General features: G+C 61.9%; 7 protein-coding genes. 3 read left to right on the top strand and 4 right to left on the bottom strand.

The window, feature by feature from the left end; genetic code table 11:
- Positions 1 to 51 precede the first annotated feature (51 nt).
- Both B8784_RS16995 and B8784_RS16990 read right to left on the bottom strand, forming a co-directional pair.
- A complete protein-coding gene (locus B8784_RS16995) occupies positions 52 to 3018 on the bottom strand; it encodes an amidohydrolase family protein (protein WP_084399084.1) in 2967 nt (988 codons plus the stop codon).
- A gap of 106 nt (positions 3019 to 3124) precedes the next feature.
- A complete protein-coding gene (locus B8784_RS16990) occupies positions 3125 to 6160 on the bottom strand; it encodes a TonB-dependent receptor domain-containing protein (protein ID WP_158085727.1) in 3036 nt (1011 codons plus the stop codon).
- Positions 6161 to 6737: 577 nt separating this feature from the next.
- Here B8784_RS16990 and ggt point away from each other — a divergent pair.
- A complete protein-coding gene (gene ggt, locus B8784_RS16985; protein ID WP_084399096.1) occupies positions 6738 to 8543 on the top strand; it encodes a gamma-glutamyltransferase in 1806 nt (601 codons plus the stop codon).
- Positions 8544 to 8618: 75 nt separating this feature from the next.
- On the opposite strand, the gene B8784_RS16980 is transcribed toward ggt, so the two are convergent.
- Positions 8619 to 10535: a gamma-glutamyltransferase family protein gene (locus B8784_RS16980; protein ID WP_084399083.1), complete on the bottom strand. Its 1917-nt coding sequence runs from the start codon at positions 10533 to 10535 to the stop codon at positions 8619 to 8621.
- The gene (locus B8784_RS16975; protein ID WP_143435603.1) at positions 10532 to 12307 is read right to left on the bottom strand and encodes an amidohydrolase family protein; all 1776 of its coding nucleotides are present in this window, start codon (positions 12305 to 12307) and stop codon (positions 10532 to 10534) included. Before B8784_RS16975 ends, B8784_RS16980 begins: the two co-directional genes overlap by 4 nt.
- Positions 12308 to 12754: 447 nt before the next feature.
- On the opposite strand from B8784_RS16975, the gene B8784_RS16970 reads away from it, so the two are divergent.
- Entirely contained in the window at positions 12755 to 13258 is a 504-nt protein-coding gene (locus B8784_RS16970) for a c-type cytochrome (protein WP_084399081.1), read from the top strand.
- A gap of 12 nt (positions 13259 to 13270) precedes the next feature.
- Entirely contained in the window at positions 13271 to 13939 is a 669-nt protein-coding gene (locus B8784_RS16965; protein WP_084399080.1) for a cytochrome b/b6 domain-containing protein, read from the top strand.
- The last annotated feature ends 65 nt before the right edge of the window (positions 13940 to 14004 follow it).

Below are 14004 nucleotides of genomic sequence, written 5' to 3'. Positions count from 1 at the left end.
AACAGGCAGAACCATGTGGGCGACATGCCCCATGGCTCTGCCTTGCCTTGGTCAGTCTTCGCTGTCGCCGGCTTCGTAGACGACCTCGCCGTTTTTCAGCACGGTCTCCACACTTTCGAGGGCCGACATACCTTTCAGCGGATCTTCCGACAGGATCAGGATGTCTGCGAGATAGCCCGGCTTCACCCGGCCCAGCTGGTCGCCAACTCCGATGGCATCGGCGGCAGCGCTGGTGGCTGTCTTCAGGACATCCGGGGTTGCAACGCCAGCGCCTTGGTAGATCTCCAGCTCCTTGTGCAGGGATTCCCCATACGGAATGAAAGGCGAGTCCGTGCCCGCAACGATCTTGCCGTCATTGTCCATGATCGCCTTGAGCGTTGCGCCCATTGGCCCGGTCTGCTGAGCTCCGTAGCGTGTCATGAGCGCGAGGGTGGGGGTCACCACAAGCCCGGACTCCGAGATCAGTGAGACCACATCCTGATAGCTGTAGCCGAGCGCGGAAATCTTGAGGGAATAACCGCGCCGGCTGGTCGCCCCGAAATGCTCCATCTGGTCGAGGCCATTGGCGACGGAGGGATAGAGCTCGTGAGTGGTAACCGGAATGCCACTCTCATGCGCCATCTCGATCACCGCCTTCTGGACGCTGTAATCCTGGCGGACATAGCTTTTGTAGAAGTCGAGCTTCAGCTCATCCGACAGGCGCATGGAGTCCTTCGCCCGTTCCACAGTACCGACCGTTTCGGAGACACCGTAGGAGATACGGGCGCCTTCATTCAGCGGCCCTGCCGTAAAGACGCGTGGTGCCGGGCGCACGCCTGCAGCGGCCGCCTCCCGACGTTCCACGGCGTGGTAGGGGTCATCACCAGTCTCGCGGACGGTGGTGATGCCATTGGCGAACCAGGTCTCACCGAGGTCCCAGCCCTGGCTGATGGACTGGTGGGTATGGCTTTCGATCAGGCCGGGCAGGACATAAGCGTCGGACGCATCGATCAGCTCGCCCTCCGGCTCGGAATCGCCTGCGGGCCGGATCTCGCGGATAAGGCCGTCTTCCACGACAATGTCGATGCCTTCCTGATAGGTGTCGCTGTCGCCATCGAAGAGATATCCGGCGCGGATGGTGTAGAGACTGTCCGGCATGTCGGCCGACCAGGTCGGTTTGATGTCCAGCGTGGCGATCTCCCCGCTGGCCTTGTCATAGCTGAGGATGTCGGCGCCATCGATATAGATCAGCTTGCTGCCATCGGCTGACCAGGACGGGTTTTCCCCGGCCTCTGCGATCTTCTCGGACGCTCCAAATGTGCCGTCGGCGTCCATGGGGGCGAGGTAAAGCGCGCCATCGAGGCGGTAGACCATGTCACCCGCCGAGGACCAGGCTGGCCGGCTCCATTGGCGCCGGCCAAGCGATGTTTCATCCCCGACCGGCGTGGCCCAGGACGGCTCGCCCTCGCCATCCGAGGGCATCAGGAACAGGGCGTTGTAGCCTTCACGGAAACGGCTGGTGACCGGATGCCGGCTGACAACGGTCACGACCGAACCATCAGGCGACCATCCGGGCGCACTCGGCCCGAAGATCGGCTCGGAGAGCTGGATGTCCTCGCCGGTCTCGACATCAACCGCATTCACCGTGCTGCCAAGGAAAACGGTCGTCAGCGCGTCGGCGAGATAGGCAATCCGCGTCCCGTCCGGCGACCAGATGGGCGAATTCGCCGGCTTGGGATTGTCGGTGAGCTGGGACATTTCACCGGTCTCGACGGTGTAGAGCCAGACATTCGTCACGCCGCCGCGATCCGTCGAGAAAGCAATCGTCTCGCCATCGGGCGACCAGGAAGGCGAAAGGTCGATAAAGGCGTCCTCAGTGACATTGACGGGGGCTTCGCCAGGCGCCGTCAGATCGGCAATCCAGAGATCCCCCAGCGCGGCGAAAGCGGCTTTGGAGCCATCGGGTGAGAGGACGGGATCGATGATGCCGAGAGCCTCTTGCGGATCTGTCGACGCCAGATCGTAAGTGCGCCGCTCATACGGCGTCCGGTCCAGCCTCACCGTGGCTTCGAACGGGATCGTCGCGCCAGCCTCTCCCGAGGTCGAGACTGTCTTGATGTCGCCATCGGCGGTGTAGAGGATCGTGTCATCGCTCATCAGGCTGGGGCGGAAGGGAAAGATATCGCCGCCCTCGACCAGCTTTGTCGGCTCGCTGCCGTCCACCGGGACCGCCGTCAGGAGACCGGCATCATCGAGGAGGCCAGCGACATAGAGGGTCTGGGAATCGCCCGACCAGGCCGGGGCGCCAAGCGTCGCGGCGGTATGGAGAAAATTGAATTCGGATGCGCCATCGAGCTTGCTGGTGACGAGCGTGTCCATCTCGCCATCGATGACAAAGGCCATGGTCGTCCCGTCCGGCGAGAGAGTCGGATAAACGGCATTGCCCGCACCACGGAAATAAGGCGCAACTGGGGTCTCGTAGCCGGTCTCGTCAGCAACGGTGAGCTGTTTGGCTTCGCCGGAGGCCAGGTCGAGCGACCAGACCTGATAGCCGCCCTTCTGGTCTGTCGAGAACAGGATCGACTCGCCGTCGGGCGAAAAGCTCGGATAACGCGCATCGGCCTCACCGGTCTCGATCTCTGTCAGATCCGAGCCATCGGCCTTGGCCGTCCAGATCGAGAACGCATTCTCGGCGAAGGCATAGAAGGTGAGCGTCGTCCCGTCCGGCGACCAGGCCGGTTCATGGGAGTCCATCACTGGAGGTGTGATGGCGGTCGCTTTGCCGCCGGAGGCCGGCAGCGTCCATATCACGCCCTGCAGCGCAATCGCCAACGTCTCACCATCGGGAGAGAGAGCTGCCGACATGTTGGTGCCCTGGGTCATCGTGACATCGATGAGGACACGGTCACCATCGGCCGTTTCGGCGGCCGGCGTCTCGGGGGTTTCTGAGGTGGCGGGCTGTTTGGCGCAGCCTGCCGACAAGAGGCAGGCGGTGATGGCGAGCGCGGAGGCCGCCTGAAGGAACGCTGGGAGTTTCATGGGACGAGCTCCAGAAAGACAAATCACGTGAGCGGCATGCCCACGCAGACAACAGAAATGGGCCCGCCAGCCGAGGAGAGACTGGCGGACCCTGTTTTGCGAACGACTAGAAGGACTTCTTGATGTTCATGTACCAGTAGCGCGGGATCGGCTGGTACAGCGAAGACAGGTAGCCATAGCCACTGGCAAATGGCGGATCTTCGTCGAAGGCATTCCGGACACCGACACGGACCGTGGTGTCATTGGTCCAGGAATCATTCTCGAAGCTGTACTGGCCGTAGAAGTTCCAGGTGGTCTGGTCGTCGATCAGCCACGGATCCCCGGTGGTGGTCACCGCACCATCATCGTAGACCTCGCCGGTATACTGGGTGAAGGCGCCGAACTTCCACTGGTTGAGGGCGTAGGAGAAGGAAGCGGAATACTTCCACTCCGGACGCCCGCCATCCTCGATCAGGCTGCCGCCGCCGCTCACGCTGACAACAGGGCTGATCTCGCCAGCCGCCTGCGCATCCAGAACGGCCTGAGCTTCCGCCGTCGGACTCTGATAGTACTTTTCGAGATTGGTGGCGTTGAAGTTCATGGAGAACTCGCCCGGCCCGACCGGCACGTTCCATACGACGCCATAGTCGATCCCTTCGACCTCAAGCGGCGAGAGATTCGTGAAGACGGCGTTGACGTTCACGACATCGCCCACCGGATCGAGTCCTGTTCCGGCGAAGTCAGCGATCTGCTGGGCAGTCGGATCGGCCCGGACGATGTTCGGGTTCGATTGGCCCTGCAGGCGCAGGACATAGTCGTAGGCCAGCGCATCGGCATCGTTCAGAAGACCGATCACATTCTCCTGCTCAATGTGCCAGGCATCGACCGTGAAGGTCAGGTCGCCAAAGCTGTCCGGCAGGAATTGCGGTTCGAAGACCACACCATAGGAATAGCTGGTCGACTCTTCCGGCTCGAGGTCCGGGTTACCCCCGCGAAGGCTCGCTACGGTCACGCCGAGGGTCGCACACTGGGTGTAGTCCGGAATCCGGTCCTGACGCACGGCGGCTTCACACTGGATATAATCCGGATAGCCGTTCACGCGTTCGAGCAGCGTGGTGTTCACCACTTCCAGGTTCGGCGCCTTGAAACCTTCCGACCAGGAACCACGGAAGCGCAGGCCATCGACCACGTCCCAGGACCCCGCCACCTTCGGCTTGGCGACCGATCCGACGTCGGAATAGTCTTCGAAGCGTCCGGCGACCTGCACATCGACAGCCTGAACCAGCGGAATGCCCATGTCCGGCGAAACCAGCGGGATGGCGAGTTCCGCATAGGCCGACGTGACATTCCGGTCACCCTTCACGTCGGGCGACGGACTGTGGCCAACAAGGCTCGACCCGGAGACGAAATTCCCGTCCGGATCATAGAGCGGCAGCGAGCCATCCTGGTGGGGATCACGGTTGTCCTTGTAGGTATGACGGCGGAATTCGACACCGCCGGCAATACCGATATCACCCGCCCAGATGGTGAAGAGATCCGGTTTCGAGATCTTGAAGTCAGCGAGGTAGAGCGCCGTCTTGTTCTCGCGAACCTGGGTGATCATGAAGCTGTCGATCGTTTCTTGCGAATTGCAGGTCGGAACGCCCGCGTCCGGATTAGCCGGGTCACCACCACAGAACGGGTTGTAGGCCGACTCGTCAGTCCGGTTGATAGCGGCCTGAAGCAGATTCGAATCGTACCCGTCGGCAGAGTCCTTCACGGTGGCTTCATTGTAGAGCACCGCTGAATCCCAGTTCCAGCCCCACTTTTCCCCTTTGGCGCCGGCAAGCAGACGGTACTGCTCGTTTTCGACCGTCACGTTCCGCGTGCCAGCATCGGCATAGTTATAGGCGTTGATTGTGAGGGCAAGGCCATCCTCAGGCACATTCGCGCTCAGCCCGTCGATGCGGTTGGTCACACCGACGGCCCCAAGAGGGTTCCAATAAGCGGTTTCCGAAACCGTAATCGGGCCGGATCCAAGCGAGGCGCCGGAGCCGATGACGGCTTCCGTCTCGGCATTATAGGCTCCGACTTCGCCGTAAAGGGTCAGCTCATCGCTGACGTCATAATTGACGAAGCTGAAGAAGTTGAGGCGGTCGACTGCAGGGAGCGTGGTGAGCGTATCGAACATCTGTTCGGGGTTACCCCACATGTCCCGGTAAGCTGCCCCGTAAATGGAGCCGCCGCCATAGCAGACGCCGCTGCCGGTATCATAAAGACAGCCATCGCCGAGATTGGGCGGCTGGACATGGAAGGTGCCGGCGCTGTTTGTGAAGGGCGTGCCATCGGCGGCGATTTCGCCAACAGGTGTGTTCGGCGTGAACTGGCCCCAGGGCGCATAATAGCCACTGCGGCCGTCAAAGGCGACGAGCCCTTCCCAAGGCGTTCCGACCACGAAGGGGCGCTTGTCAGCGTCGGCCGTATAATCCTGATCGGAATCGAGCAGTGCGTCGCGCGTTGTGCCGCCCAGGAAGACGGAAATGTTGCCCTTGCCGTTGTCGAAATCGGTACCGTACAGGAGCGAGCCTGAGAGCTCGTCCATATTGGTGCCCTCGGCAACACCGTATTGGAGGTCGAGATTGAGGCCGACAAAGTCTTCCTGAAGGACATTGTTCACCACGCCGGCGACAGCATCGGAGCCATAGAGGGCAGCCGCGCCATCTTTCAGAACTTCCACACGGGCGAGCCCCTGAACCGGAACGGCATTCACATTGTAGCCAAAGACCGGCGTCTGGTTGTCGGTCTGGGAGGTCGGGTGGACGACCGAACGGCGACCATTGATCAGGACCAGCGTATTGCCTTGCGCCAGCCCGCGCAGGCTGACAGTGGAAACGTCACCGCGTGCGGCGTTGGAGTTGCCGCCCCCGAGATAGGTCCCGTTGAATGTAATGTCCCCCGCTGAGGGAACAGTGCGGAAAAGATCCTCAGCAGAAACCGCGGCGGTCGCCTCGATCTCGTCTGTTCCGACAACCGACACTGGCAGCGCGCCGGTAATCTTGGCCCCCTGGATCTGGGAACCGACGACGAGGACGGTTTCCTGTTTGGATACGGCATCTTCCGGCGCTTCGCCTTCATCAGCTTCCTGAGCAAATGCGCCGGAAGCTAGGAAGGCGGAAAGACACACGGCTCCGCAAGTAGATTTGAGCACAGAACGCAATCTGTGCTGCCCCATATAGTTCGACATTGAGCAAACACCCCTAATTGATTGAATTAGGCCAAGCTCAATTGCCTTTATTATTTACATGAAGACCTCTTTTGCCGCCGTTGGCAAAAGCAAATTTGGATTTATTGCTCTTGCGACGTTGCAAGAGGTGCTTGTTTTGGGGGTCTATGTATAGGCTATACATACGCTTGACCGTGTAATGATGGAGACAGCTTTTGCCCGGCAGGTAAAGGCGGGAAAAGGCGGGCCATTCGAGAAATATCCCGATGACCAGAATTGGTTCAGGCTGTGAACCTTTTGCACAAATGTGTTACATGCTTCATCCATGGGTAAATACTTTCCACCATAGGGGATAAGGCTTCCCGGTTCTCGCGAATATTTGCCCCATCTCTGGGCGTGGCTGCTTTAATCGATGACAAGCATTCGGTCGTGTCCCGGCCCGGTCCGGTTTGCGCTTGCTCGGCACGACTCAAAAAGGGGAGGCTCTTTGTCCGGACAACGCCGTCCATTCCCTCCCATTCAAAATTACATATCCATGATGAAGCGCAGACAATTTCTTCTCGCCGCGCCAGCCACAGGCGCATTCACGTTCAGCTCATATGCAACACCGCGCGCCGCGTCAGACGCGACGCCAGCCCAGGCTGGGAGCCCTCCTTCAGAGCCGCCGCTTAGCAGCACGATCTATTCGGGCGACCGGCTGGCAGGCTCGCCCTTTGCCTCGCGATCCGTTGTCTGGGGCATGAGCGGGGCTGCAGCGACCTCTCACCCGAGGGCCAGCCTCGTCGCCATAGACATTCTTCGGGCCGGCGGGTCCGCAATCGATGCCGCCATTGCCGCGAATGCCACGCTTGGTGTGGTCGAACCGACGGCCAACGGGATCGGCGGCGATGCCTTCTGCCTGCTCTGGGACCCGGCGCAGAAAAAAGTCGTCGGCCTCAACGGGTCGGGCCACTCGCCAGCCGCGCTTTCACTGGAAACGCTGCGCGCGCGGTCCAAGAATGACCGCGTCCCGTTTCTCGGCGCCGCGGCCGTCACCGTGCCGGGCGCCGTCGACGCGTGGTGGACGCTGCATCAACGCTACGGGAAGCTGCCCTGGAAGGATCTGATGACACCGGCCGCGGACATTGCCGAAGAGGGCATGCCGATCAGCCTGATGATCGCCGACCGGATGAAGCGCGACATGGCCTGGTTCCTCTCGCCCGACTCCGGGGTGGAAGAAACCGAGAATATCCAGAAGATCTACATGACGCGCGGGCGCACTCCGGTCGAAGGCGAGATCGTCCGAAACCCTGATCTCGCCCGCACGCTGCGCCTCATCGGCGAAGGTGGCCGAGATGCCTATTATGACGGGCCGATCGCGGACACGATCGAGGCCTATTTCAAACGCATCGGCGGCTGGATGACGCGCGCCGACCTTGCCGCGCAGCATGCCGAGTGGGTGGAGCCGAACCATGTCGACTATCGCGACGGGGTAAGCGTCTACGGCATGCCACCCAACAGCCAGGGACCAGCCACCCTGCAAATGCTCTCTATCCTGAAGAATTTCGACATGCGCGATGCCGGGCTGATGTCGGCCCGCTCGATCCACCTTCAGGCTGAGGCAAAACGCCTGGCCTTCGAGGATCGGGCCCGATACATCGCCGATCCGGATTTTGCGGACATTCCGATCGAGACGCTGCTTTCGGACGAATACGGACAGAAGCGCGCCGAACTGATCCGGCCGGACCGGCCGATGGAGCGCGCCTTCCCGGGCGATGCCCCACACAAGGGGGGCACAACCTATCTCACCGTCAGTGACGCCGATGGCATGATGGTCAGCCTGATCCAGTCGAATTATGCCGGCATGGGCTCCGGCCTGATGGCGGACGGGCTCGGCTTCGGCCTGCAGAATCGGGGCGCCGGCTTCAGCCTGCAGGAAGACTCCCCGAACATCTACGCGCCGAGAAAACGCCCCTTCCACACCATCATTCCGGGCTTCGCCTTGAAAGACGGCGCCCCTTGGCTCGCCTTCGGCGTGATGGGCGGCGGGATGCAGCCTCAGGGCCAGACGCAGATTATCCTGAACATGGTCGATTATGACCTCGACCTTCAGGCCGCCGGGGATTGCCCGCGCTGGCGCCATGACGGGTCTTCCCAGCCGACCGGCGTCTACACGCCGGGGCTTGGCACACTGAAGCTGGAAACCGGGGTCCCGGAAACGACCAAGGCCCTGCTCGCCAAGATGGGGTGGACGGTCGGCGGGACCGATGGCGGTTTTGGCGGCTACCAGGCGACGATGAACACAGGCGAAAGCTATGGCGCAGCCAGCGAGATGCGCAAGGATGGGCTGGCGCTCGGTTATTAGGGCACTTTGTCTCCACAAAAAGAAAGGGCCTGATCCAGTGGACCAGGCCCTTTTTTCTTTTGGCGGGATCGGCGCCTAGAAGCCGGCAGCCATCGCCATCCGGCGCGGATCGGCCCCGGCCATAACGGCACCATTCTCATAAAGGCGCGCGCCCTGAATGCTGCCAATGGCCAGCGGCCCAACCATGGAAACGTCATGGCCCATGGCCCGCAACGTATCGGCGACTGACGCCCCGAACCGGTTTTCAAGCTGCAGCGTGCAGGCCGCCCCGGCGAGATAGAAGTTCGGGTCTGCCTTCATGGAAAAGCGCGGCGCCTCGATGGCATCCTGAATGCCCATTTCATGATCCAGAAGGTTCACCAGAACCTGGAATTCCGACTGGCCGATCGTCTCTCCACCGGGCGTACCAAAGGCGGCATGCAGCCTGCCATTCTGCGTAACGAGAACCGGCGAGTTATTGAGGATCGGGATCTGGCCCGGCGCGACGAAGTTTGGATTCTCCGGGTACGGAGAGGTCGACCCAAGCCGCATGCCGTTATTGAGCAGAAAGCCCGTCCGGCCCGCCACGACCCCCGCGCCGAACCCGCCACCCAGTGTCGTCGTCATGACGACAGCCAGGCCTTCCCCATCGACAACGGTGAGGCTTGCGGTATCGGAAAAGCGGGCATCGTCATCCGGCGTCCGGGTGATCGGCTCTGGCGGGGCCGGCGCCGAGGGGTCGTAAGGCCGGAAGTCGGTCACCGGCGGGAATGGAGAGGACATGCGCGGCGCGATCAGGGCCGCCCGATCCTGCGCATATTCCTTCGACAGCATGCCTGTCAGCGGCGTCGTGTGAAACTTCGGGTCGGCGACATAGGCATAGATGTCGGCCTTGGCGAACTTGATCGCCTCGGCCTGCAGGTGAAGCAGGCGCGGGTCGCCATACTTCATGCCGGAAATGTCGAACTGCTCCAGAAGGTTGGCCTGCATGCAGACTTCCAGCCCGCCGCGCGATGTCGGTGGCGTACTGTGCACGCCATATCCGCGATAGGTCGTCGAGACGGTGGGCGCCCATTCGGCCTTGTAGGCGGCCATGTCTTCCTTGCGCAGCCAGCCGCCGACTTCCCTGAAGAAACGGTCGACTTCCTCGGCAATCGGGCCGGTATAGAAATAGTCCAGCGCGGCCTTGAGGGCGGTGTCCCGGTCGCCACCGGATGCCAGCACTTTCTGCTCGGCATCGACCAGCTGCTCGAACGTGTTGGCGAGGTCGGGGTTTTTCAGGATCGCCCGCGGCTCGGGCGGCTCGCCCCCCGGCAGGAAAATGGCCGCGGTGGTCGGATTCTGAGCGATCTTTTCGCGATAATAGTCGAGAACCCAGGCAATCGACGGATCCATTGGATGACCCTTGCGGGCATACTCAATCGCCGGGGCGAAAACCTCTTTCAGGGAAAGCCGCCCATAGCGTCGCATCAGGGCGATCCAGCCGCCAAAGGCGCCGGGCGTCGTCGCCGCCTTGACGCCCCAGTCATAGACTTCCGGATCACTTGCCGGGTCCAGCGCCATCGGCGCGGCCCCACCATATTTGAGTGCTATCGTGTCGCCGCTCTCGGGGTCATAGACTGTGCCGAAGCCGTTGCCGGCTATGCTTGAGGCCCAGGGCTCGACCAGGTTCAGAACCGCCATCGTCGCCACAGACGCATCGGCCGCGCTGCCGCCTTGGGTGAGAATACGCAGACCGGCGCTTGAGGCCAGCGGATGGCCGGCCGAGACCACCCCGTTCGGCCCCGGCACCTCGACCCGGTAGGATTTGACCTCCATCGCCCCGGCTTCGGGCGCATCCGGGGCCAGGACCTCATCGGTCCCCGTATTCGCGGCACCAGCGCCCCCGGCACAGGCGGACAGGCCGACCCCGGCACTGCCGGCGAGCGCCAGCTTGAGCATCGTCCTGCGATCCGGCTCGGCTACCCCAGTGGTGGGAGCGCTTTTTTCAGCCTCTTTCACCTTGGTTTTCATGTGTCCGCCTCGCTTTTGTAGAGAGTGACATTGTCGAGATCGAACCATGCGCGCTCGCCACCCGGACGGATGATCAGCACGCGGGCATCGAAGACCTGCTCACCATTCCATGCAACGTCCTCAGCGGGCGGCGTGAGATCGGCAAAGGCCAGCGTCTTGGTCGACCAGTCTTCCTCTGCCGTCGTGGTCCAGTCCCAGCGCCCATCGGGGGTCGTCATCGCAATGGTGTATTCCCCGCCATCCCCGCGCAGGTCGAGCTTGAGGCCGTCATATGCGCTGACATCCATCGGCTGCACGCGCCCGACATTCATCGGCAGGATGACGCCAACGCGGGCTTCTTCGCGGCGCCCCAGCTTGGCGTTGAGACGCAGGACACCGCCATGGCCCTCATCCTCAACCACTTCATAGACCTGCCAGCTGCGCTCCATACCACCGTCCGGATCGCCCGTGACGAGCCCGCCCGTGCTCGTGCGCCCCTCTTCGGTTTCGAAGGCGTTGATGAGCGGCGTGTCCGGCACGGACGCTGCCATGTATTCGGCCTCGACCGGTTCCGGGGCACCAGGGCCGAACAGGCGGTCGCCGTCCACCCAGGTGATTTCGAGATTGCGAATATCGGAAATGTTGTCCCAGGGCTTGCCGTCGATCAGGATCAGATCAGCCGCCTTGCCGACTTCGATCGCCCCGCGCTCATCGATCTGACCGACGGCCTTGGCGCTGTTCGACGTTCCGGCCATCAAGGCTTCGGTCGGCGTCATGCCGGCGCGGACCATCTGTTCCATCTCGCGCAGGGTGGACTCGCCGTGCGGCGTCAGGCGCATGCCGGCGTCTGTGCCCAGCGCGACGTTCACGCCGGCATCGCTAAGCGCCTTGATGTTGCGCAGGCCAATCTTGTAGCGCTCCATCCGCGTTTCCCACATCTTGGAGTCCATCTCGAAGTCGGCAATGCCCGGTTTGTCGGCCTGGTAGACTGCCAGGGTCGCGGCATAGGAGGTCCCGGCCTCAAGCAGCTCGCCGATAGTTTCCTGATCGACATCCTCGTCCAGCATGGAGTGTGCGAGCACATCCACGCCGGCCCGGGCAGCAAGGCCTGCCCGGTCAACCGTAACCGTGTGGGTGAGGACGGGCAGCCCCTTGGCATGGGCCTCCTCGACAAGCGCCGTCAGCGTCGGCTCGTCCATGCTGGTATTGTCGATACCGGAACCATAGCGCCAGCCATCGGTGAACACTTTGATGACGTCCGGCTCATAGGGGACGAGCTCGTCGACGGCCTCTTTCGCGGCATAGGGCGTGTTCACCCATTTGGTGGTGGTCTGGTCACTCCAGTCAGCACCGTGGCCGTTGGTGGTGCTCATGCGCGCGGCAAAGTTAACATGCGGGCTCGGAAAGGACTCGATCCACTCGCGCTGCGGGCCGAAGGCTTCAGGTGCCTGGGCAAAATCAAAGACGGAGGTGACGCCGGCAGCCAGATAGGCCTGGGAGATCTGCGGCGGCGTCGCGGGCTCGCCATAGAAAGTATAGTGGACGTGCAGGTCATAAAAGCCGGGCAGCAGGGCCTTGCCATCAGCATCGAGCGTCTCAATGCCGTCCGGAACCGCGCCCGTCTTGTCGATCGAGGCGATCTTGCCGTCCTCGATCACAACAGTGGCGGAATACGGGGCCACCCCCGTACCGTCGAAAACGGTGGCATTGGTGATGGCAAGCTCTTCAGCATGCACCGGCGCAGATAGAAAGAATGCTCCAGTCAGGAACATACCGAAGGAAATTGGCTTCACATCAAGTCTCCAAGTGGGCGATTGGACCTGACTGTATTGGTGAAGGCTGACGGGCAGTGTTGTGAATGCTGCAGTGAATAGATTCTGCAAGTTTCCATAAAAAATGCGAAAGACTTGGGCAGTTTCGCTTTCCTGAAAGGCGCGAAAGATCGTCCGCACACGGGTGAAGGGACGCCCAGGGCCCGGCTCAGGATGAGCACACCCTGCTCTGACGGGTGACACGAGGCAGATGCCTCAAATGCTACCGGGATTGGGGACACCTTGTGCAAACAGCCCTGAAAGGCAGGCGTCGATTTCTCCCGGTTTGTCTTTCAGGGGTTGCCTGTTCAATATGAAATGGAGCGAAGCCTGATCGTGCCGGGCCGTGTTCGTTGGCCAGACGCCATTTGACGGACGGGCCTCAAGCGATAGCTTGTAAATGTCGACCTATTTGGGGGAAAAGACCTTATGAAGATTCAGACACTCGGACTGGCATCACTGTGCGTCATTCTTGCGTCCTGCGGGGGCGCTGACACGGAATCGGCGGAATACCGAGGCGATGAAGAGCTGCCCAACGGCATGACCATCAGCGAGATGATCGAGACGCGCCAGGATGGGCTCGAAGATGTGGGCGGGTCTTTCAAGACCATCAGCGACGAGCTGAAGAAGGGCGACCCGAACGTGGCGGATATTCAAACGGCTGCGGCGAATGTCGAAGCCCATTCGCAGGAGATTGGTGACTGGTTCCCTGAAGGCACCGGCGCAGACTCGGGCGTCGAAACAGAGGCGCTGGATTCCATCTGGGAAGATCCTGAAGGATTCGAGGCTGCGATCACCAAGTTCGAAACGGCGGCAGGCGAGCTGAACACGGCGGCCCAGAGCGGAGACGTCGAAGCCATTCAAGCCGCCTTCGAGACAGCCGGCGGCACCTGCAAGAACTGCCATGACAGCTACCGCGCTGATGACGACTAAGCGGGCGGCCGCATGACGACCCCCGCGAAAGACGTCCTTGTATGGGACTGGACCATCCGCCTGTTCCACTGGGTCACGGTCGGCTTGATACCGGCTCTCTGGTGGACGGCGGAAGAAGGCCATATGGCGTGGCATGCGCGCCTTGGGCTGACTCTGCTCGGCTTGCTCGTCTTCCGTTTGTACTGGGGCGTCTTCGGCTCTCCGACGGCACGCTTTTCGAGCTTCGTAAAGGGGCCATCGGCGATCCTGGCCTATGCCCGCTCAAGCCTGCGCAGGCCTTATGTGCCCTCGACGGGGCATAACCCGCTCGGCGCGCTGAGCGTGGTGGCCCTGCTTGGCCTGCTCGTCGCCCAGGTCAGTTTCGGCCTGTTTGCCGTGGATGTTGACGGCCTGGAGTCAGGCCCTCTTTCATCTCTCGTGGACTTCAAGACGGGCCGGCAATTCGCAGAGTGGCACGAGTTCACCTTCGAGCTTCTGCTCTGGATGATCGGCCTCCATGTGCTGGCTGTTCTGGGCTACTGGCTCGTCCTGAAGACAAACCTCGTCAGACCGATGGTGACGGGGCGGCGTCCTGCAGAGACGGCCACGCCAGAGACAGCGACCCGCAATGGCGTCTCGCTGCCAAGACTGGTCATAGGCGTGGCGCTCGCCGGCTTGCCGGTGTTTGCCGTTCAACTCTGACGCTTCGGCATTTCACCGCCGGACACGATCCGGTGGCTTGCCCCTCCCGGCAGGCTGCCAAGGAA

It is taken from the genome of Henriciella aquimarina (assembly GCF_002088975.1).
In the GTDB taxonomy this organism is placed as follows: domain Bacteria; phylum Pseudomonadota; class Alphaproteobacteria; order Caulobacterales; family Hyphomonadaceae; genus Henriciella; species Henriciella aquimarina.
The sequence above is the reverse complement of the archived record's forward strand: the minus strand, read 5'-3'. Positions and strand labels throughout refer to the sequence as shown.